The organism is Anaerocolumna jejuensis DSM 15929 (assembly GCF_900142215.1).
In the GTDB taxonomy this organism is placed as follows: domain Bacteria; phylum Bacillota; class Clostridia; order Lachnospirales; family Lachnospiraceae; genus Anaerocolumna; species Anaerocolumna jejuensis.
Map to the genome: position 1 here is coordinate 33,153 of NZ_FRAC01000037.1, position 20,985 is coordinate 54,137.

Consider the following 20,985-nt stretch of genomic DNA (forward strand, 5'->3'; position numbering starts at 1 on the left):
TAGGAGGCTTTCGGAATGATTAATTTTAGAAAAAGTAAAAAGATAGGCTTTTTGCTGGTCTTGCCTTTGACTATATTTGTTTTGATTTATATGGTATATCCGGTTATTTATAATATAAAAATCAGTTTTTATGACTGGAACGGGATAGACCCCGGTATGACATTTATAGGATTTAAAAATTATGCCCTCATGTTTAAAGATAAGGTTTTTTCTACAGTTGTAATCAACTTTGTACTCTTTGCCGTTTTTACAGTTTCCATACAGGCGATTCTTGGCTTTTTCCTGGCAGATATTTTTCAGAAAAAATATCTGGGAAGGGACATCACGAAAACGGTACTTTTTATGCCGGCCATGCTTTCCTCCATCATTATAGGACAGGTTTTTTTCCGGCTTTTAGACCCCAATATCGGCTATTTAAAGGATATACTGAGCTTCTTTGGCGTCAGTGCACCTTTATCCAATCCCCGTTTTGCCATTTGGACCATTATCATTATTAATATCTGGCAGTGGACAGGATACTCCATGACCTTGTATTTCGGCTCGATGGCAGGAATTTCAGAGGATCTGTATGAAGCGGCAAAAATTGACGGAGCTACCCACTTTCAGCTTCTAAGAAAAATCATATTGCCCATGCTAAGGGGAACGACCTACAATCTTACTATAATCGGGGTTATAGGAGCATTAAAGCAATACGACCTCGTTGTGTCATTGACGGGAGGCGGACCTGCTAATGCTACCCAGACCTTTGCGACATATTTATATAAAGCAGCATTTACCAACTATGAACAGGGATATGCATGTGCGGTAGCCGTGGTAATGTTTCTTATTGCGGGAGTTATAACCATGCTGCAGCTAAAGCTGTATAACTCTAAGATGGTTTAACAGGTAATGATTGGAAGAAAGGTTAGATTTAAAAATGTGTTTCATTTTTAAACTTACTATTTTAGCAGTATCGCAAGTGAACTTGCGATTTTGCATGGAGATTAGATTAAAAATACAATGCATTTAAATTTCAATTTAGCAGTATCGCAAGAAAGCTTGCGATATCAAGGGGGTCAGCATGAAAAGTTCTCGGGTAATTGGTAATTTAATAAAGCTTATCATATCTCTTATATGCGTCGGCATTATTCTTATGCCTCTGGGGATACTGGTACGCGGCTCGCTTCAAGGAGGAGGTATCAGTAACTATACCGACATCCTTACAAGATATCACATCCATATTTACTTTACAAACAGTTTTATTATCAGTCTGTGCGCAGTTATTTTAGTGGTCCTCCTTGATATACTGGCTGGGTTTGCACTGTCCAAGCTGGATTTTCCCTTTAAGAATGCTATTTATATATTCCTTTTGTCCGCTTTGCTCCTGCCGGTTGCAGCTATTCTTGTACCGGTATTCCAGATTAATTCAAAGCTGGGGATATTAAATACTTATCTGGCTGTACTGGGACCCTATATTGTGCTCATAGCACCCTTTAATTTATTGACTATAAAAAACGGTTTTGATTCACTGCCCAATACTGTTTTGGAAGCAGCCTTAATCGATGGCTGCGGTATTTTAAGAAGTATTTACAGGATTGCCATACCTATGTGCAAGCCTGCGATTATCATGGCAGTTATTTGGACTTTTCTTTCCAGCTGGAATGAATATATGATGGCTTTCGTCATGCTGAGAAAGGAAGCTATTATGACAATCACGGTCATACCGACTAAATTCCAGTCCATGTACGGAGGAAATGTCGGCATGCTGTATGCAGCACTGTTTATTATCCTTATACCGAGTATTGTAATTTATCTGTTTTTACAGAAATTTATTGTCAATGGGCTGAATACCGGGGCAGTAAAAGAATAAGAAGCTAGTCAGTAGAGTTGAAAGAAAATATCAAAAGAAAGGATGCCACAGCAGGATTCTTTCAACTGGTTTTATTGTGGCAGTATCGCAGACTGGTCTTTTGGCGGGCCTGCGGTATGCGATGGTGTAAACATGAAAAGTAATCAGTATCATGACAAAGTCTTAGGCTGTTGGATGGGAAAAAATATCGGCGGAACCCTTGGGATGCCCATGGAATGGGAACGCTGTAAAAATAATATTACGTATTATACAAATGAATTAAAGGGAGAACCTCTGCCCAACGATGATCTGGATATTCAAATTCTATGGCTCCTGGCCTTGGAAGACAAGGGAATCCATATAGATTCCAAAGTTATGGGGGAATATTTTAATGAATTTATGGTATTTACCCATGCCGAATATGGAATTGCCAAAACAAATTTAAGGACAGGATTCCTGCCGCCGGTAACAGGCTCCTTTAATAACAAATTCAAGGACAGCTGCGGTTCCTATATACGGTCGGAAATATGGGCCTGCCTGTTCCCGGGTTATCCTGAACTGGCGGCTAAATATGCCTTTGAAGATGCCATAGTGGACCATGGTGACGGTGAAGGCGTATATGCGGAGGTTTTTATCGCAGCAATGGAAAGCGCGGCATTTTACTTAAAGGATATCCGGAAACTAATTGATATCGGCTTATCCTATATCCCCGCAGAGTGCGCTGTAAGCACAGGAATTCGAAAGGCCCTGGAAACCTTTGATGCAGGCATGGATGAAGAGGAGACCCGCGACTATATCATGCAGAACTTTATCGGACATCTGGAATGGCATTACATTTCGGAAGAAGATGAGAAAAAGGGATACGGCAACGGTGAAATGGGCTGGGATGTACCCTCTAATATCATGATAATCATATACGGCTTACTCTTTGGAAAGGGAGATTTCGAAAAATCCATCCTGACAGCCGTGCATTACGGCGAGGATACGGACTGTACGGCAGGTACCATAGCTTCCATTTTCGGCATTATGTATGGTTATGAATTCTTTGAAAAGAAGTGGATTGATCCCATCGGGCATAAAATCGTAACCTGCAGTATTGATCCCTTCAGGATGGCGGGAAGAATTCCGGCCACCATAGAGGATCTGACCGACAGGGTCATTCTCCTGAAAGACGCAGCTTCCAAGGAATTTCATCTGGTACTGGCAGAGCAGATGGACCTGGAAGTATTTTATGCAAAAGAGTATTTTAAGAACATCTATGATGAAATGCATACAGTAAAATTTGAATTTCCTTATCTGAATGTCAGACTGGACTATTGCGGTGAGCCGGTTATCAGGAAGGATGAGCCTAAAAAGATAAAGTTTATTTTGACCAATACATCAGAAAGCGTTACTTCTGACAGGGTAAATGTCTATTTATATGGCAGGGACGGCTGTGAAATTCTTCCCCAGAATGAATGCTCGGTCTTTCTTACCATGGCACATATGGGCGCTGGTATAAAGGAAATGGAGTATGAGATTAATGCGACTGGTTTACTGAAGCCGGTTTACAGATTTGTCGCTGAGTTCATATACGAAGAAAATAAGAACAGGCATGTGATGCATGTGCCCTTTGTCCTGGTGAGCCAGACCGGAATAGTCCGTGAGGTGAAGTGGGAAAAGAGAGGACCAAGATCCATCAATAATCTGCCTAGATTATAAGAGCTAAAAAAAGAGGCTGTTACAAAATGAAGCTCTGCGGAGTATGACGCAAGTTTATACTCCGCAGAGCTTCATTTTGAACAGCCCCTTTTGGTTTTCGCTATTTTGCCTTGTACTCGGAAGGCGGTATTCCGTGGTATTTTTTGAAGGTATTCCGAAAATGCCGGATGTCTTCATAGCCCAGCATACTGGAAACTTCAAACACTTTAAAATTGGAATTCAATAATTCGCAGGCTTTTTCCATTTTGACCTTGGTCACATAGGATATATAGGTCTGCCCGGTTTCTTTTTTAAAGAGGGTACTTAAGTAGGAGGGATTCACATAAAAATAGCTGGATATTTTCGTCAGAGTCAGACCGTCTGTTATATGGTTCGTAATGAACTGCAATACTTCATCAATCTGAAAATCAGTATTTGAGCGGGTCAGGTCAAAATTATCCAGGGTATAGATAAGCCAGTTGTAAAACCAGCGCTCCAATTCTTCCAGCGTAGCAATATTCAGGATCTCATGAACCTCCAGACCGGACTTGATACGCTTAAGCTTTAAATTGTACATATCAAAAAGGACATACTTTATCGTGGAATACAGGTTGATAAGATCATATTTTAATTCATTAAGGGTTGAGTTAAGATTCTTACACTCATCAAACCATAAACGGACATATTGGAGGACATTCTGCCCCTCCAGAAATTGAATATCGGTCCGGATGGAGCGCTCTATTTCTTTGAGCCGCTGTAATTTCAAGGGCTGTCCCGGAGGGCTTGATATTTCATCAAAATAAGTACAGGGAGTCCTTAATTTATTGACATAATATACCTGAACAGCCTCCATGTAGGAAGAGATTAAGCCTGGCAGGCCATGATGGATAATCCCAACTTTAAAAGGAGGACATGGATTGCCCTCTGACTGCATTTTATCTGCAAAGGTCTGGCGGTTTAGCTCCAGCTGGGTAAAATCCCCGGTCTTTGCATAAAGCGTAAATAGCAGGACATTACTTTGATAATTGATATAGCAAAAGGAGGAGGGATACTGCTTGACTAAATTGCCGCAGGCATCTCTGAGAGAGGGAATCGTTTCGTTTCCGGTTAACATTAAAGCACAGGCGGCAAAGCTGTATTTTGTATAGGCAGAAAAATTCAGCTTCTCTGTACCGGCAATTAAGGGTGTTGAGGTAATCTGTTCAAGGAAAGCAAGGGTCTGGGCATAGGAAGCCAGAGGAGCCGCAGCAGACCTGGAACGGGTTTTTGCAAGCTTGTCCAGCTGTTCGGCGAAATCGGGTGAAGCATCATAGTTATAGTATGGAATCTGGGGGTATTGCATGGGGAGCAGCTGCAGCCAGGGATTTTGGAGTTGTTCGGGGGCATTTTGGGTATCCGCAATAAAGGCTGCCGGCAGTCCGCCGGGCAAAAGGCTGACAAACCCATTGGGATATGGGGCTGTTTCGATGGTAACAAGGGAGGATACGGACGGAGAAAGCAAGCTTCCCAGTTGTGTCTTGATTGACTCAGATGAAGAAAATACGATTAAATAGCACATAGCCTCAACTCTCCTGTCAGAAAATAGGTCACCTGATTATATCATATGATAGATATTATTATACAACAAACATAGGACTTTTACATACAGTTTTATAAAATAGGGTAATATTTTAAAAGAAAGGGAGGATGAGATATAAAAAATAAAAATAAAATTCAGTTTATAGTTGACACAGGTAGGGAAGTATGTTATTATAATAAAGCTTGTGAATTATCTTTACGGTAATTCGACGATAACAACAAAGCAGAGTATCCACTCTCACCTTAGCACTGGTTCGTGACTTGGGTCTATATTTCGGAACTGCACTGATGTGCAGAGAATGACAGCCGGGTAATGAGGAGATTTTCCTTCCTTCAGCTTGGCTTCGTATGACGAATTGTATGGTGGATAGTCTTTGCTATCCACTTTTTATATGCCCTTGTGTCCGGCAGAGCCGGAGCACACTAACTTATTATGCAAACAAACCTATGGAGGTGCAGTACTATTAGTGAATTAATGATTAACGAGCAGATCAGAGACAAGGAAATCCGTTTAATCGGAGAAGAAGGCGAGCAATTGGGTATCATGCCTGTCAAAGATGCCATGACACTTGCAAAGGAAGCAAATCTGGATTTAGTAAAGATAGCTCCTACCGCAAAGCCACCTGTATGTAAGATTATCGATTACGGTAAATACAAGTATGAGCTGGCAAGAAAAGATAAAGAAGCGAAGAAAAAACAGAAAGTTACTGAGGTAAAGGAAATCCGTCTATCACCCAACATTGATGACAATGATTTGAATACCAAGGCAGGCCAGGCCAGAAAATTTCTGACAAAAGGTGATAAGGTAAAGGTTGCTCTTCGTTTTCGAGGCAGAGAGATGGCTCATATTTCTTCCAGTAAACAGATTTTAGATAATTTCTATTCTAAGCTTGAAGACATTGCAGTCGTTGAAAAACCGGCAAAGTTAGAAGGCAGGAATATGATTATGTTCCTTACTGAAAAACGTTAATTACACTTGATAAATTTCCGTGATGTAAGAGTTATGGTTCTAATACTGAAACAGGATCATGATGGATTTTGCAGGTGTCATAATAATAAAATAAAACAATAGGACAACCATTCGGTGCACTTATTGTACCATAATGAAGGAGGAAATATCATGCCTAAGATTAAAACCAACAGATCAGCAGCAAAGCGCTTTAAAAAGACAGGTACAGGAAAGTTAAAGAGAATGAAGGCATACAAGAGCCACATCTTAACAAAGAAGAGTACCAAGAGAAAGAGAAATCTTAGAAAAGCAACTATAACGGATGCAACGAAAGTTAAAAATATGAAGAAGATTATACCTTATCTTTAAGATCAGGTGCGAAGGAGGGAAATAGAACATGGCTAGAATTAAAGGCGGCTTAAATGCTAAGAAAAAACATAAGAGAGTATTAAAACTGGCAAAAGGTTACAGAGGAGCCAGATCGAAACAATATAGAGTAGCAAAACAATCCGTAATGAGAGCATTAACCTCTTCTTTTGCAGGAAGAAAGCAGAGAAAGAGACAGTTCAGACAGTTATGGATCGCCAGAATCAATGCAGCTGCAAGGATGAATGGAATTTCTTACAGCAAATTAATGCACGGTTTAAAGGTTTCCGGTGTGGAAATTAACAGAAAGATGTTATCTGACATGGCTATTAACGATCCTGCCGGCTTCACAGCTTTAACAGAGCTTGCAAAGTCCAAGATTGCTTAAGCAGATAAATTAAGTCATAGATGTAAAAAGAGCTTTTATAGACTAAGAGGAAGGTTATACTTCCGGTAACAACAGTCTTATAAAGGCTCTTTTTTTCTGCAGTTAAGTGCAGAAGGCTTGTTCAGGATGCGGAAAGAGAGGCATGATTCTCTTGAACTTGGGATATTTGTTTCATTTACTGAGTAAGAAGGCTCATAACATCCTGGCGCATGCTCCTGGGAGCTTCCTTTACGGGGGAGCCCAGCCTCATAAGCATCTGGACGGTTCTGCCTTCTCCGTACTGTTGCTGTATGTCCTTATACACGTCCTTCATTTCATCATATTCTTCTAATGACTGGCTTAAGGGCTGCATCACAAGTCCCATATTATGAGCCTTCAGAATACAATAACTGTAGGCCATACCGCTTTCTACCTGGCTGGTGCGGCTGTTGTCCTTTGAAATAAGCAGCAGATAGGAAGGAGTATTGGCAACGGATTTTTTCGTGGAAGAGATAAAGGAGTCCGTTTGTGCTTTACCGCTGTTCATAGAGGGGAAGATCGTTACGATACCCTGAAGGATATGCTTCATAAGTCCGCTGGTTCCCTGGCCTTCTACGGAAAATCCATAGCGGTATTTATTTTTCAGGTATTCATTGGGGCGGAAGATTACTTCTGTTTCCTTCATGACCCGGCTGACATTTGCTTCGATTTCGGCTGACTTGATAGCGTAATTTCCTAACGCCTCCATGTCCGGTGCGTTCTGGAAGACTCGGGCAGTTATTTCTTCAAATTCTTTTGTGTATGCTAACGCTGTCGTTTCATTTTGGGACAGGGATTTATCCTGATAGTCTCCCCTGTTGGTATCGGGAAGAAAAATATTATCGTACAGCTCGGTTTTTACAGGGGCTGCCTGCGTAAGAGTAAGCTTTGCAACAGGATATTTATCCATGCTCTTATATAAATCCTTTTCATCATAGGAGCCTTCCGGGAAGAGGTCTATGGTAACAGGGGTGCCAAGCTCGTCACCTGCGACCTTCACATATTCCAGAAAGGTCCCCTGGCTTACCATCATCTGTCTTGCATAGGGGTCCACCTCCTTTGTAACACGGGAGCTATCCGCATAGAGGTAGAAAACAGAAGGGTCTTTCTCGTCCAGCTTGATTTTCCAGGGCTGCATATTATGGCCGTTGGCTGCCAGAAGGCCGCAGGCCGCAAGTTTCAGCCTGGGGTCGTTAAAACGGTCCTGATAGGTCTTGCTCCAGGGTTTAAGATAACTGGCAGGCAGAAAGATTCCGCTGATAACAAATAAGGAAATAAAACCTGCCAAAAGCAGGAGGATAAAGGATAAAATAATAACAGTCAATTTCTTCTTTCCTTTCTTCATGATAACTCCTTTCTTCATGTGAACTCCTTTCTTGAATGTGAACTGCTTTCCTTCCTCAGTATGGAACCAAGGATAAGGGAGTAGGAGTCATACAGGAGCTCTTCTCCCGTAAGATTATAATAATTCTTTAAGTAATTTTCTTTCTTATCAGCAGTATTAAAAATACCGAGGGTACAGGACCATAATATCAATGCAGTTTTCTCAGGGTGAAGCCCGGGAAGGAAGGTGCCGTTGGCTATTCCTTCTTTCAGCAGGCGGATTAAGTATCTAAGGACTTCTTCCCCCAATTCATAGCATTCTTCCTTGGACTTGGAGGTCAGAGTTTCGGTAAAATCGATCTCCCTGTTCTGATATTCCATAATTGCCTGGAAATGATGGGGGTACTCCTTCCGAAAGGCGTAAAATTTATCAAAAAGTGTTCTTAATCCCTCCAATGGTTCTATGTTGCCGGAAGTGTTCTCACTGGTTTTTAGCATATCAAGGAAGAGGCGGTAACCTCTTGTCATAATCTCAAAGTAAATCTGTTCCTTGCTGTTAAAATACAGATAGAGTGTCCTTTTACTAAATTGGGCCTCCTTTGCCACATCGTCCATGGTAGAAGCCTGATAGCCCTTGGTAAAGAAGACCCGTTCGGCCGACAGCACAATATCCTCCCTTCGTAATTCTTTTTCTCTTGCTTTTCTTTCAGCATTACCCATGATATAACCTCCATACACTTATGTGCAATAAAGTAAACTATAAGTTTACTTTATTTTAGTTTAAAGCGTAAATTCTGTCAAGCAGTTTTCAATTGCATTATGAAGTAAAAAGGTTACAAGTTGTTTTTTTACAGCAGAGTTTGCTATAATGGAATTACAGGGTGTTTGCCGGAGGAGGTAGCTATGTACAGTATTTTATTGGTGGAAGACGAAAAAATTGAACTGGATACTTTAAAAGGCTATATCAATTGGGATGAGATTTTTATTGATAAGGTATATACGGCCCGAAACGGCCGCAGCGCCATTGAATGTATTGCGCAAAATGAACCGGATATTATGATTACAGATATTCAGATGCCTATAATGACAGGAATAGAACTGGCGAAACGGGTGCGGGAGGAAGGATACAAAACGAAAATCATATTCCTTACGGGCTATGATGATTTTAATTATGTGAAGGAAGCTTTTAAGGTACAGGCAGCGGATTATATTTTAAAACCCTTTATGACTGAAGAAGTGGAAAAACTAATTTTGCGGATAGAAAAGCAGATAGAGAGCGAAAAAACAGCGGAAGTATCCTTAAGTGTAGCTGCAAAACATATGATAGAGCAGTTGTGCAGAGGGGATATAAATGAGGAGGAGGGAAACCGGTTATCACTCCGTTATTTTGAACGTCCTTTGGGGGAAGTGGCCTATGGGCTGATGGCACTTTATGGTGTGGAGGAAGAAGAGCTGCTTCAAAGGAAGGGAGAAGGCCTGGCAGAAGTATACCACTCTTTTCTGATTGGGGACGTTTTGGTGGTAGTTCTGCAAAGCCACCTGTATTTTTGGGACGGAGCCAGAAGAATACAGAATATATTGAAAGGCAGCTGCAGTATTGCCTGCTTTAAGGAGAAAATATCTCTTTCAAGGCTTAAGGAAGGGACAGAGCAGTTAATAAAGCTGAAAGAAAAGATTTTCTTTGAGGCAAAGGGTGAAATTGTTGATGCAGGCAGGGAACAGGCAGTACAGGCGGAAAGAGAAGGGGTAAAAGGCACAATATCCCCTGCAAAGAAGGAAAATCTGTATAAGGCGGTCAGGAATGGAGAACAGGGCAGGGCAGAAGAAGAGCTGAGGGCGGTTCTTAACAGCTTTACCGCCCTTACGAAGGAAGAGTGCATACAGGAAGCTTTTGGCTTTTACTATGAACTTAAAAGTAACCTGGCGGAGGGAGATTCCCAGCTGACCTCCTGGATAGCTGAAAGAGAAGAGGGCTGGGAACAGAAAATCCTGAAAGGCAGGTATTGGGAGGATATAGTAAAGGCACTGTTTTCCTATTGCAGCAGTATCATCTCCTTCTTTAAAAAGCAGCATGAAAATCCAAATTATCATGTCATAGCACGAATCAGGGATTACCTGGAATATAACTACTCAGGGGTATGCAGTGTGGAGGAAATGGCGGAGGAGGTGCATCTTTCCCCAAACTATCTGAGAAGCCTTTTTAAAGAAAGGATGGGGCAGACCATATTGGAATATGTTACGGAGTACAGACTTTTAAAGGCCTGTGAGCTGCTTAAGGATAAAACGTTACGGGTAAAAGAAATCGGCAGGCTGGTGGGATATGACAATGAATCCTATTTTGGTACGGTCTTTGCTAAAAAATACGGGGTTACGCCAAATGAGTATCGGAAGATGGTTTAAAAATATAAGATTTATTTATAAGCTTATTGTCGGCTATGTTATTTTTGCAATGCTGCCTATGATTATCATAACTGGTTATAACAGCCAGAAGACAAAAAACATTCTTTTAGAGGAAAGTTACCGCAATATGCGGCAGTCCATGGGACAGATCGGGCAGAATCTGGATTCTTCCCTGGAGGCTTACGGCACGGTAATAGACATATTGTATACCAATCAGATGTTTAACGGTTATCTGGTAAAGGATTACACGAATTCGGATTACTGGGACATGTTTAGCTATATTGATAATCTGTTAAGCAGTATCATGCTGGTGGAATCCAATATAGCCGGTATCAGTATTTACAGCAGTAATACTACCTTACCCAGTGATAATTACTATTTTTTTGGCGAGAAGGGTCTTGACCAGGAATGGCTGAAGGCGGCAGTTACCTCCAAAGGAAATCCTCAGGTAGCGGGTGTTATCACCAAGGGGAAAAAGAATTATATCGCAGTGGAGCGGCTTTTAAATTATTACCACTACAGTGATGTCAGAAATATCCTGCTTTTAAGGATTGATGGCAGCTCCTTTAATGAGCAGATGGAGATAACCAACAGCAGTCAGGAAATTTATTGGGTTAACAGCCAGGGAAAGATAATGGCAGCTTCTGATAAAGATACCGTTGGAATGGGCATGGAGAGCATCTCTGAGGACTGGGAGGATATACCGGGAGAAGGAAAAGGAGCAGAGCTTGAAATTAATGGAGTGACCAAGGTATGCACTGCCAGAAAAAGCCTTTATGGTACCAGGCTTATTATGATGGAAAACCAGGAATCTTTAGTGGAGGCTACCAGAAAAGTGGCCAGGGAAATCATTACTATTTTCTTGATCAGCTCCGCAGCAATGTTCCTGGCTATTTATTTTTACAGCAGATGGATTTCCGGACGGGTCGACAAGGTGGTTTATGCTGCGAAAAAGTTAGGGGACGGGCAGTTTGACTATTTGTTAAAGGATATGGGAAAGGATGAAATCGGCATGATAGCAAGTGCCATTAACACCCTGAATACCGAAATACAGCTGCTGATTGCCGAGAATTATGAAAAGAAGCTTAAAATCAAGTCCAGCGAAATGAACCTTTTGCAGGAGCAGATTAACCCCCATTTTCTATATAATGCCTTATCTGTTATTTCCTCCATGGCAATGCAGGAGGGCGGAAAGAAGACCATGATGAGTGTCCGGTATCTGGCTAATTTCTACCGCATATCTTTGAATAAAGGAAAGCAGGTGGTATCGGTCCAGGAGGAAGTGGAGCTCTTACAAAATTATATGAAGATACAAATGCTCCGCTTTGAGGATACGGTGGAAATCAGCTATGAAGTGGACAGAAAAGCCCTTGCCTTTCGAACGATTAAGCTCCTTTTGCAGCCCCTGGTGGAAAATGCTATCCATCATGGCAGAAAGGATGAGGAGCAGGTCCTTCATATCCGGGTGACTGCAGCTCTTACGAAGGACCGCCTTATTTTTGAGGTAAAGGATGACGGGCTTGGCATTGAGGCTGAAAAGCTAATTCTGCTAAAGAAGGAATTAAAGAATTCAGAAGAAGGGTATGGACTTAAGAACGTTGATATCCGTGTGAAGCTGAATTATGGTGAGCAGTATGGAGTGAGAATAGACAGTACTTATGGTGCAGGGACCTGTGTCAGAGTAGAGATACCCCAGGTGTTTTCGTAAAGAGCAGTCAGATATGCAAGGAGAAGAATGTGACTTTAGAGGCTTACTATAAGAGACTGATTGGAAGAAACTGACTGAAAGCGGATGACTGGAAGAAATTGCTGCAATCGGATGGCTGGAAGAAACTGACTGAAAGCGGATGACTGGAAGAAACTGACTGCAAGTGGTTAACTGGAAGAAACTACTTGCTAGATGTTAGCTGGAAGAAACTGCCTGCAGTAGGCTTCCTGAAAGAGATTGTCTGCAAGATACCTTCTGATGAGTCTGCCTTAAAAGCATAAATCGGACACCTGTTTATAAATGAATAAAGTATTGGTCAGGAGACCCTAGGAAGTGAGCTTTGGAGATAAAAAGCAGCTTCTTTGGGTCTTTTTTATATATCATGATAATTGAAAAAAGCTTAGCTGAAATTCTGATGTAAAATCCAATCGTTAAAAATTGATAGAAAGTGTAAGATTTCAAAAGCATTTAGTCAGCCTATAGGCAAATACTTTAAATATCAACAGGAATCATAAGATACTTTGATTGTCCGGGGTTAGGAATTCCGGTAGAATAAATTTCAGAAAGAAGATATCACTGCATAAGCGGCAAGAGAAAGCTTGGTCATTCAGAAAAGAGGAGATTATGAAAAAAACGGTTACGGTTGCTGTAAGGCATAAAAAAAGCGTAAGGAAAAGGATGTGGGAGCAAAGGTACCTGTTCTTATTGCTTCTGCCGGCTCTTGTGTGGGTAATACTGATATGCTATGCACCTATGAGCGGACTTTATATGGCATTTGTCAATTATTCGCCTAAGGGGAAGGGATATTTTTCGGATTTGGCTCAATCTCAGTTTGTGGGAATGGATTGGTTCCGGTATTTCTTTCAGACAGATTTTCTGACAATTATGCGGAATACCCTGGCTACCAGCCTGCTGACCCTGCTCTTTTCCTTTCCGCTGCCTATTTTTTTAGCGGTTTGCTTAAATGAAATAAGGAATGTCAGGCTTAAGAAATTTATACAGACTTCCTCCTATCTGCCTTATTTTATTTCATGGGTAATTGCAGCTAACATTTTTATAACCTTTTTGTCATCAGAGGGGGTTATAAATAAAATGCTGATGGGGCTTGGAATGACACAGAAGGAGATACTGTTCTTTCAGCATGGGCCGTACTTCTGGTGGATTATTGCCATAGCAAATGCCTGGAAGGTATTGGGCTATAATGCGATTATTTATCTGGCAGCCATATCGGGAATCGGTCAGGATATGTACGAAGCGGCAGATGTGGACGGTGCTACAAGAGTACAGAAGATTATCAATATTACACTGCCATCCTTAAAGCCTACCATAATTGTCATGCTGATTCTGGCAATCGGAGGAATCTTAAATACCGGCTTTGAACAGCAGCTTTTAATGGGGAATGACTCCATATTGAACTATTCCGATGTTCTGGATACCTATGCCTACCGCTATGGCCTGAAAAACGGCATGTATTCCTATGGTACTGCAGTAGGCCTGTTTAAGTCGGCGGTTTCCTTTATACTTGTAATGAGCGCTAACAGGATATCCAAGCGCTTTAACGATAACACAGCGTTATTCTAAGGAGGGATTACAATGAAAGATATTAAAATAAAGAAACACTATGCGCCTTCCGACAGGGTATTTGATATAATTTCCTTTCTGTTTCTGGCATTAGTTGTGGTTATCTGTGTATATCCCTTTTGGAATATTTTCATCATATCCATCAACGATGCTACGGATGCCATTAGAGGAGGTATCTATTTCCTGCCAAGAAAGTTAAGTCTTGCAAGCTATAAGGATATTTTGACCAGGCAGACCTTTTTGCACTCCATACTGGTCACGGTCTTAAGGACACTAACAGGAACGCCCTTAGCGGTACTTGCAACGACAGCCCTTGCCTATGTGCTGTCCAGACAGGAGCTGCTATGGAAAAAGCCTGTCACGATTCTCTTTGTATTTACCATGTATTTCGGCGGCGGTCTGGTACCCTATTATATGGTGCTAAAGAACCTGAATATGCTGGATAACTTCATTGTTTTTATTTTTCCGAACCTGATCAGTGTTTATAACATGATACTGGTTAAGAATTATATTGAGGGAATGCCTCAGGAACTGTTTGAATCTTCCAAGATAGACGGAGCCAATGACCTTATTATCTTTACAAGGATCATACTGCCCTTATGCAAGCCCATTATTATGACAATTGCACTCTTTGTAGCAATTATGCACTGGAACTCCTGGTTTGATGCCTATTTATATACAAATTCCCAATCGTTAAAGGTAATGCAGTCCGTACTGGTCGAGATATTGAACCAGTACCAGACATCGGCGGCCAATCAGACAGCCAGCAGGGTGGGTCAGAGTGTAACACCGGACAGTATCCGAATGGCTGCCACCATGGTTGCGACGATACCGATTATTATGGTATATCCCTTTATCCAGAAGTATTTTGTAAAAGGCATTATGTTAGGAGCAGTAAAAAGCTGATAATGTAAAGGAGGAAAGGTATTATGAAAAAGAAAAGAATAGCAGCAGCCTTTATGGCAGTTGTATTAGCGGCCACAGCCTTTTCCGGCTGTGCCAAAAACAGCAGTGGTGATTCTGCAGGCAAGGAACCAAAGGGTAATACGGGCGGGGAGAAGGTTACCGTTACATTCTTTGATAAGAATTCTGGAAGCAAGACCTTCGATGATGACGTTGCAAAGGCAATTATGGAAAAGACAGGTGTTACTATCCAGGTAGAGAATCCTTCAGGAGATCCTCTGGAAAAGCTGAACCTCATGTTAACCGGACAGAATTATCCGGACATTGTATTGATGGACAGAGGAAATGAAATCGTTAACCGTTATATAGAAGCTGGTGCCTTAATATCCTTAAATGACCTGATTGACAAATATGCACCCAATGTTAAGCAAATGTATGGTGATGTATTAACAAAGAGCCGCTACACCGACGGAAAGAACTATTACCTGAATAACTGGTATGGCGTTGACCCGGATGCTTCTGCAGGTGTATTAATGAGAAAGGACTTGCTCGCAGAAATCGTAGGCAAAGACAGGGCAGAAAGCGCGGAGCCCTTCAAGTTATCAGAATTTATCGATATCCTTAAAAAGTTCAAGGAAAAATATCCAACCATTAATGGAAAAGACAGCATTGCCGTTACCCTTAACGGAGATGATAAGAATTACGAAGGAACCATTTATGGAATGTACGGTATGAAGACCTATTACCAGACAGAAGACGGTTCCCTGGAGCATAGAGCCAAGGACCCTAAATACCAGGAAGTCCTTAAGTTTATGAACGGCCTTTACACAGCAGGCCTGTTAGACAAGGAATGGGTGGTAAATAAGAAAGAGCAGTGGGTTCAGAAGCTCTCCAACGGAAATGTATTCTGTACCTTTGCAGCCTACTGGGATACGGATGCTGCCAATACAAGTCTTGCAAGCACTGTGGGACCGGATGCACAGTTTTACTCCTATAAGGTAGTTCCCGACGATATGGATGCTTCCCGGACTACTTACAACGGAAGGTCAACCCTTGGCTGGGATGCCATTGGTATTACAAATAACTGTAAGAATCCTGAAGCCGCTATGAAGCTGATTGATTTTCTTGTAAGCGAAGAGGGCCAGTACCTGATGATGTGGGGTATTGAAGGAAAGGACTGGCAGATGAAAGATAACAAGCATGAACCCAGTGAAGAGGTTGTGAATGCCTTCCAGACAGATTTTGATAAAGAGAGCTTAAGTACCGGAATCAGAAAATGGACCTGGTTTATTAAAAATGGCTATGGCAGTGATGGTACCCCTTATGATATGGCTACCAAATATAAGCTTCAGCCAACGGCAGAGTTTGCCAATAAGAGTTTTGGCGAATCCGATGAATGGGATTCCGCAGACTTTGCAGGCCTGGAACCGGCCGGAAGTACACCGGAGGGCTTAAAATGGCAGAAGATAAAGGATGTCTATGACCAGAATTTCCCTAAGATAGTAGATGCTGCAAGCGAGGATGAAGCACTTTCCATCTATAAAGCGATGATTCAGGATATGGATGCCTCAGGATTAAAGGACGTAGAAAGCTATCTGACCAAGGCATTTCAGGATCGCATGAAGCTTTGGGGAACCGAAAAATAACAGACGGCTGATATCCGGAATAAATAGTAAGAGGCTTTGCTTAAAATTTGCAGTTACCGGAAAGGGAAGGGTTATTAATATGAAAGAGCTGGCAGTCGGAATTCAACGCGTCATACAGGAAGAGGGCAGATTCAGCTACTGGGTTAAGAATAAAAAAATAACCTGCTTCTATGGACGGGCAATACTTGAAGACGGAAAAGAACTGGATACAAGGCATTGTACCCTGACAGGAGCTGTTATAAAGGAAGGACAGTCCGTTGAAAAAGGGAGCAGTGCCAAGGAGCAGATACTGGAAGTTAACTTTCAGTCGGAGGACGGGCTGCGGTTCACTGAGAAAATATGCCTTGACGAAGGTGGAGGTATGAAGGTCCAATGTATATTAGCTGGTGTTAATGACGATGAAGTAAGGGTTAAAACGATGATGCCTCTGATAACGGAGGCTCCTGATAAGGATAGTCCGGATTTCTTAAAGAGTCTTTGGACGAAAATGCTTCTGGTGCCTTATGATAATACCATGTGGGTGCGATATGAAACCGTACCCTTAAGGCCCGGAAGAACAAGCTATGATGTAACTGCTGTCTTTCAGGAGGACAGCAGGGAAGGGCTTGTTATAGGCGCGCTGGATCATAATTTATGGAAGAATGGTATTATTTGTTCTGGCAGTGATGCAAGAGTGCTGATAGCCTCCAGCGGTGTGGCGGATTTGGGAACCCATGATTTCCTGGCGCATGGAATTGTAAGAGGAAAGGAAGCAGCTTCTTCCCGCTTTGTTTTCCTGTATGGAGCGGATTACAGGGATTTGCTGGAGCAATATGGAGATTACATAGGGAAGGAAAGGGATATTCTTTCCTGGAAGGAGGGAGTTCCCTTTGGCTGGAATAGCTGGTCCGGTCTTGCCTTTCGCCTGAATGAAAGGAATTACAGGGAAGCCGGAAGGTTCCTGAGGGAGGAGTTAATGTTTTTAGGATACCAGAATGAACAGGTCACCTATGTAAATCTGGATGCCGGCTGGAATGCCATACCGGAGGAGAAGCTGATTTCTCTTGTAGAAGAGCTCCATTCCCATGGACAGAAGGCGGGAATTTACGCAGCTCCCTTTGCCTGGTTCGGGCAGGAGGAAGAGGAAGAGATTCCAGGGGCAAAAGGACATTCTTACCGGGAAATTTTATTGAAGAATACAAAAGGAAATTTATTGCCAAGGGTGGATGGAGCAATTCCCATGGATGTAACCAATCCCTTATGGAAGCAGTACATAGCATGGCAGGCAGAGCAGTTCCTACGCTGGGGCTTTGATTATGTGAAATTAGACTTTCTAAGCCATGGAGCCATGGAAGGGGTACATTACGACAAGGCAGTTATGACTGGAAGGCAGGCAATAACAGAAGGATATGCTTATCTGACAGAGCATTTTTCAGAGGAAAAGGCAGGACGGCCCTTTTTCATCAGTCTATCCATTGCCCCCTTATTTCCCTGCGGATACGGTCATGCCAGGCGTTTTTCCTGCGATGCCTTCGGTCTGGCAGAGGATACGGAATATGTTCTGAATGCCCTCACCTATGCCTGGTGGCAATCCGGCAGGCTTTATATGTATAATGACCCGGACCATATATCCCTGTATCAGAGCTTTTGCGGAGACAGAAGCAGCCTTGCCGGTGAAGCCAGAGCAAGATATACGGCTGCTGTAATATCAGGAACGGTAATGATGATCAGTGATGACTATGGTATGGGAGCAGAGGATAAGGAAGAAGCAAGTCCTGTCACGGATGCAGAAGTAATAACAAGGGAAGCAGCAATAACAAAAGCCAAGATAAGAGCGAGAGAGCTATGCTCTTATCCTGAAATTAACTCTATAGCGGCAGCAGGAAAGAGCTTCCGTCCTGTGGAAGCATCTGGTACCACAGCCTGCAGCTTCTTTACCTTAAACCTGAAGGGAAAGCATTATGCGGCGTTATTTCATTGGCAGAAGGAGAAAGAAAGCATACTGTTTGATTTTAAGAGAGCAGGGCTGCCGTTAGAAAGTCGAATCAGAGAATTATGGACAGGAAAAGAAGGCAGGGTAACAGGCGGAAAGCTTACCTGGGAATTTGACGGTTGTGATGGGGTTCTGCTTGAAATCACAGGAGAGGAATAGGCTGGTAATCAATAAAGTTAAAGCAGTAAAACAGAGTCAGGTGAAAAATTCATGCAAACTCAGGCTGTTCCAGTAAAAGGGCAGCCGGAGTTCAAGAAATACTAAGATACGGAAAAACAGACCCTTAAAAATTTAAAATATTTCAAAAAATTAAAAAAATTTCATAGAATAAGAAAAATAATTGTTGCATTTTAAAAATATCTTTGTTATAATATAATTCGTTCGCTGGTGAAATAATAGTGAACACTCTACGTTTATAGTTGTGCAGTCGTGGCGGAATTGGCATACGCGCTAGACTAAGGATCTAGTGAGCATTGCGCTCGTACGGGTTCAAGTCCCGTCGACTGCAGTAATGGAAAAAGGAATCAAACTTTCGGGTTTGGTTCCTTTTTTGTTGAGTCGATAGTTGCCAAGAGTTGTGCGTTAATGGAGCTGCATGAGATTTGTAGGTTTTAATGCAAAGATTCTAATTGTGCAGATATAGGCAAGTATGGTAAGACGAAATAATGTTTGAAAGAGATACTCGGCACTTTTGTGGTGCCTGCTGACACCTGTAATAACTCTGACACTTAATTAGGGTTTCCAAAAGTCGAGCCCATGGAGGCGCACTTTGAAGTCCTAGTTTGGCAGAAGAGAGAGCTACTGAGTTAGGGCTTTTTTTTTGTTATGTACGGAATGGCTAGGTGATGGATGTATGGAAAAGACAATTTAACACTACCTCTTTATAATATATTGAGAACCATAAATAATAATATAATAAAATTTTTACTAGAAAGTCAAAACAAAAACACATAAAAACACTGTTTTATTATGGTATTGACTATAATATATGTTGATGTTATAATTAAAACACATAAAAAAAAGCAGATGGAGAAAAATATGAATGAATTAATAGAATCACTGAAAGAAAGTTTTTTGCTAGTTAATAATGATTATCGAAATGATGTTGAAAATTTTGTTAAGTATTTGGATACACAAGAGCAAGGTGCTTCCTTTTACAGCAAATATACACTTGCTGGAATGTCAACAAATGGTATACTGGATAGTTTGAAATACTACGTTAAAATAGGGCAGTTTAAAAAGAAGGAAACAGCAAGAAAATATATGAGTGCTATAGGGCAATTATTTGAATACATATTAGCTAATACGGACATTGAAAATACAGATTTAAAGAATCAACTAGGTGCACCCTCTAATAGGGTTGATTCTTATGTAGGACAATATAGTGAATATATAAATAATTGTGATGAACTATTAGAAAAAGAGTCTAATTCGATTCTTAAACCTAATGAAGTTGAACTGTTACTTAATTGGTGTAATGATGAAATTGATAAGAATTTGTTCGATGTAAGTGATAATAATGAAAGAATAGGTTTTAAAAGAATGGTTGCTGCCATATGCATAAAGTTAATGTTATTTGTTGGCATAACCTATAGAGTGGCAAGAGCAATAACTTTTAATGATTTGGATATTGAAAGAGGTACTATAAAAATTAATAACTTTCTTATAAGATTACCGATGGGATTGCAGAGACAATTAAATATATATAAAAAACTTCTTAAGGATAGAGGCTATAATGTTGACACTGGATTTTTATTTATAACTATTGAGGGAGAACAATGGGGGGAAAAGACTTCCGGGTCAAGTATACCCACATTTCTAAAAACTCAACTTAGACAAACAAGTATTACAAGTGTAATAAAATATGGAGTAAAACAACTAGTAATTTCAGGTGTAAGTGATAATGTAATTATTAAATTAACAGGAATTAGCAGAGAAATATTGAATGATTGCCTTGAACCAGAGAATGATGATACATTTTCATACATTAATGAAAAAATTATAAAAACACCCATATATAAAAATCTATAAGTGTAGTAGTAATTAATAATACTTTGATAAATGGGGGATTTAGGTATGAGTAAGTATTATAAAAAAGATAATTGCTTTCCAAATGAAATTTTCATTCAAGAAGCAATAGAACACTATTTTTTAGGTTATGATTTTATTATTAATGCTAGTGGCCATGTGGATTTAATAGCTGAGAAAGAAAACGAAAAATGGATAATTGAAGCAAAGGGTCTGACTAGCTCTGTAGGGGTTGACTTCAATACCTGCTTAGGGCAGCTAATAAAAAGTATGAAAGATAGCAAAACAATTTATGCTATTGCAGTGCCTAAAATTGATAGTTACAAAAGGCAATGTGAAATGATATCAGATTATTTTCGAAAGTTAGTAGGTTTACATATCTTGGTGGTTGATAGAACGGGAAATGTAAGTCTAATATTACCAAATCAACCTTACTCTGAAATATTCAACTAAAAAGATTGTACAAGTAGTTGCAGCTTTAAAATTTATGACTAATTAAAGCTGAAATATTAATAGATGAACCTTATTTTTCACTTTATAAATAATATAAATAGAGAATAAGTATTTAATATAAATTTAAATTTATATTATAATAATGAATAAATATTGTAAGAGCT

The 20,985-nt window shown here is 40.8% G+C and carries 17 protein-coding genes and 1 tRNA gene; 15 read left to right on the plus strand and 3 right to left on the minus strand.

The annotated features are described in order from the left end of the window. Positions 1-15 precede the first annotated feature (15 nt). The 3 genes from BUB77_RS25790 to BUB77_RS25800 all read left to right on the plus strand — a co-directional run bounded on the left by BUB77_RS25790 (position 16) and on the right by BUB77_RS25800 (position 3,529). Complete coding sequence (locus tag BUB77_RS25790) at positions 16-882, plus strand: carbohydrate ABC transporter permease (RefSeq protein WP_073280058.1); 867 nt, start codon at positions 16-18, stop codon at positions 880-882. Between the two features lie 178 nt (positions 883-1,060). Next, positions 1,061-1,849 carry a carbohydrate ABC transporter permease gene (locus tag BUB77_RS25795; protein ID WP_073280059.1) on the plus strand — a complete coding sequence of 263 codons (789 nt, stop codon included), beginning with the start codon at positions 1,061-1,063 and terminating at the stop codon, positions 1,847-1,849. Between the two features lie 42 nt (positions 1,850-1,891). Further along, entirely contained in the window at positions 1,892-3,529 is a 1,638-nt protein-coding gene (locus BUB77_RS25800) for an ADP-ribosylglycohydrolase family protein (RefSeq protein WP_073280060.1), read from the plus strand. Positions 3,530-3,629: 100 nt separating this feature from the next. Here the strand turns inward: BUB77_RS25800 and BUB77_RS25805 are convergent, their stop codons facing one another. Beyond that, positions 3,630-5,066, minus strand: coding sequence for a helix-turn-helix transcriptional regulator (locus tag BUB77_RS25805; RefSeq protein ID WP_073280061.1), 1,437 nt, complete (start codon positions 5,064-5,066; stop codon positions 3,630-3,632). A gap of 495 nt (positions 5,067-5,561) precedes the next feature. Here BUB77_RS25805 and infC point away from each other — a divergent pair, with 495 nt between their 5' ends. From infC to rplT, 3 genes are all read left to right on the plus strand, one after another. Then, entirely contained in the window at positions 5,562-6,056 is a 495-nt protein-coding gene (gene infC, locus BUB77_RS25810; RefSeq protein ID WP_073280062.1) for a translation initiation factor IF-3, read from the plus strand. 150 nt (positions 6,057-6,206) lie between these two features. Beyond that, positions 6,207-6,404 carry a 50S ribosomal protein L35 gene (gene rpmI, locus BUB77_RS25815; RefSeq protein ID WP_073280063.1) on the plus strand — a complete coding sequence of 66 codons (198 nt, stop codon included), beginning with the start codon at positions 6,207-6,209 and terminating at the stop codon, positions 6,402-6,404. Positions 6,405-6,432: 28 nt separating this feature from the next. Beyond that, entirely contained in the window at positions 6,433-6,789 is a 357-nt protein-coding gene (gene rplT, locus BUB77_RS25820; RefSeq protein WP_073280064.1) for a 50S ribosomal protein L20, read from the plus strand. A gap of 175 nt (positions 6,790-6,964) precedes the next feature. On the opposite strand, the gene BUB77_RS25825 is transcribed toward rplT, so the two are convergent. Together BUB77_RS25825 and BUB77_RS25830 are read right to left on the minus strand one after the other, a co-directional pair. Next, positions 6,965-8,170: an Acg family FMN-binding oxidoreductase gene (locus BUB77_RS25825; protein ID WP_242962590.1), complete on the minus strand. Its 1,206-nt coding sequence runs from the start codon at positions 8,168-8,170 to the stop codon at positions 6,965-6,967. Further along, positions 8,167-8,850 carry a TetR/AcrR family transcriptional regulator gene (locus tag BUB77_RS25830; protein ID WP_073280065.1) on the minus strand — a complete coding sequence of 228 codons (684 nt, stop codon included), beginning with the start codon at positions 8,848-8,850 and terminating at the stop codon, positions 8,167-8,169. The genes BUB77_RS25825 and BUB77_RS25830 overlap by 4 nt, the downstream gene beginning before the upstream one ends. 183 nt (positions 8,851-9,033) lie before the next feature. Here BUB77_RS25830 and BUB77_RS25835 point away from each other — a divergent pair, with 183 nt between their 5' ends. From BUB77_RS25835 to BUB77_RS25875, 9 genes are all read left to right on the plus strand, one after another. Further along, entirely contained in the window at positions 9,034-10,530 is a 1,497-nt protein-coding gene (locus BUB77_RS25835) for a response regulator transcription factor (RefSeq protein ID WP_073280066.1), read from the plus strand. Further along, entirely contained in the window at positions 10,508-12,238 is a 1,731-nt protein-coding gene (locus BUB77_RS25840) for a sensor histidine kinase (RefSeq protein ID WP_073280067.1), read from the plus strand. The genes BUB77_RS25835 and BUB77_RS25840 overlap by 23 nt, the downstream gene beginning before the upstream one ends. Before the next feature lie 624 nt (positions 12,239-12,862). Further along, positions 12,863-13,819 carry an ABC transporter permease gene (locus tag BUB77_RS25845; RefSeq protein ID WP_073280068.1) on the plus strand — a complete coding sequence of 319 codons (957 nt, stop codon included), beginning with the start codon at positions 12,863-12,865 and terminating at the stop codon, positions 13,817-13,819. A 12-nt stretch (positions 13,820-13,831) separates the two neighbouring features. Next, the gene (locus BUB77_RS25850) at positions 13,832-14,725 is read left to right on the plus strand and encodes a carbohydrate ABC transporter permease (protein WP_073280069.1); all 894 of its coding nucleotides are present in this window, start codon (positions 13,832-13,834) and stop codon (positions 14,723-14,725) included. Positions 14,726-14,748: 23 nt separating this feature from the next. Then, on the plus strand, positions 14,749-16,368 hold the full coding sequence (locus tag BUB77_RS25855; RefSeq protein WP_073280070.1) for an extracellular solute-binding protein: 1,620 nt from the start codon (positions 14,749-14,751) through the stop codon (positions 16,366-16,368). Positions 16,369-16,447: 79 nt separating this feature from the next. Further along, the gene (locus BUB77_RS25860) at positions 16,448-18,499 is read left to right on the plus strand and encodes an alpha-amylase family protein (protein WP_073280071.1); all 2,052 of its coding nucleotides are present in this window, start codon (positions 16,448-16,450) and stop codon (positions 18,497-18,499) included. Between the two features lie 264 nt (positions 18,500-18,763). Next, positions 18,764-18,848, plus strand: a tRNA-Leu gene (locus tag BUB77_RS25865). Positions 18,849-19,378: 530 nt separating this feature from the next. Beyond that, positions 19,379-20,371, plus strand: coding sequence for a hypothetical protein (locus BUB77_RS25870; protein ID WP_139241328.1), 993 nt, complete (start codon positions 19,379-19,381; stop codon positions 20,369-20,371). Between the two features lie 45 nt (positions 20,372-20,416). Continuing rightward, positions 20,417-20,821 (plus strand): hypothetical protein, encoded by a 405-nt coding sequence (locus tag BUB77_RS25875; RefSeq protein WP_073280073.1) that lies wholly within the window; start codon positions 20,417-20,419, stop codon positions 20,819-20,821. The last annotated feature ends 164 nt before the right edge of the window (positions 20,822-20,985 follow it).

Bases quoted from the DNA above. Each gene is read 5' to 3' on its own strand.
- BUB77_RS25875 (WP_073280073.1), top strand. From the start codon at position 20,417: ATGAGTAAGTATTATAAAAAAGATAATTGCTTTCCAAATGAAATTTTC.
- BUB77_RS25840 (WP_073280067.1), top strand. From the start codon at position 10,508: ATGAGTATCGGAAGATGGTTTAAAAATATAAGATTTATTTATAAGCTT.
- BUB77_RS25855 (WP_073280070.1), top strand. From the start codon at position 14,749: ATGAAAAAGAAAAGAATAGCAGCAGCCTTTATGGCAGTTGTATTAGCG.
- BUB77_RS25845 (WP_073280068.1), top strand. From the start codon at position 12,863: ATGAAAAAAACGGTTACGGTTGCTGTAAGGCATAAAAAAAGCGTAAGG.
- BUB77_RS25805 (WP_073280061.1), bottom strand. From the start codon at position 5,066: ATGTGCTATTTAATCGTATTTTCTTCATCTGAGTCAATCAAGACACAA.
- BUB77_RS25835 (WP_073280066.1), top strand. From the start codon at position 9,034: ATGTACAGTATTTTATTGGTGGAAGACGAAAAAATTGAACTGGATACT.
- BUB77_RS25795 (WP_073280059.1), top strand. From the start codon at position 1,061: ATGAAAAGTTCTCGGGTAATTGGTAATTTAATAAAGCTTATCATATCT.
- BUB77_RS25790 (WP_073280058.1), top strand. From the start codon at position 16: ATGATTAATTTTAGAAAAAGTAAAAAGATAGGCTTTTTGCTGGTCTTG.
- BUB77_RS25830 (WP_073280065.1), bottom strand. From the start codon at position 8,850: ATGGGTAATGCTGAAAGAAAAGCAAGAGAAAAAGAATTACGAAGGGAG.
- infC (WP_073280062.1), top strand. From the start codon at position 5,562: ATGATTAACGAGCAGATCAGAGACAAGGAAATCCGTTTAATCGGAGAA.
- BUB77_RS25870 (WP_139241328.1), top strand. From the start codon at position 19,379: ATGAATGAATTAATAGAATCACTGAAAGAAAGTTTTTTGCTAGTTAAT.
- rpmI (WP_073280063.1), top strand. From the start codon at position 6,207: ATGCCTAAGATTAAAACCAACAGATCAGCAGCAAAGCGCTTTAAAAAG.
- BUB77_RS25825 (WP_242962590.1), bottom strand. From the start codon at position 8,170: ATGAAGAAAGGAGTTATCATGAAGAAAGGAAAGAAGAAATTGACTGTT.
- BUB77_RS25860 (WP_073280071.1), top strand. From the start codon at position 16,448: ATGAAAGAGCTGGCAGTCGGAATTCAACGCGTCATACAGGAAGAGGGC.
- rplT (WP_073280064.1), top strand. From the start codon at position 6,433: ATGGCTAGAATTAAAGGCGGCTTAAATGCTAAGAAAAAACATAAGAGA.
- BUB77_RS25800 (WP_073280060.1), top strand. From the start codon at position 1,892: ATGCCACAGCAGGATTCTTTCAACTGGTTTTATTGTGGCAGTATCGCA.
- BUB77_RS25850 (WP_073280069.1), top strand. From the start codon at position 13,832: ATGAAAGATATTAAAATAAAGAAACACTATGCGCCTTCCGACAGGGTA.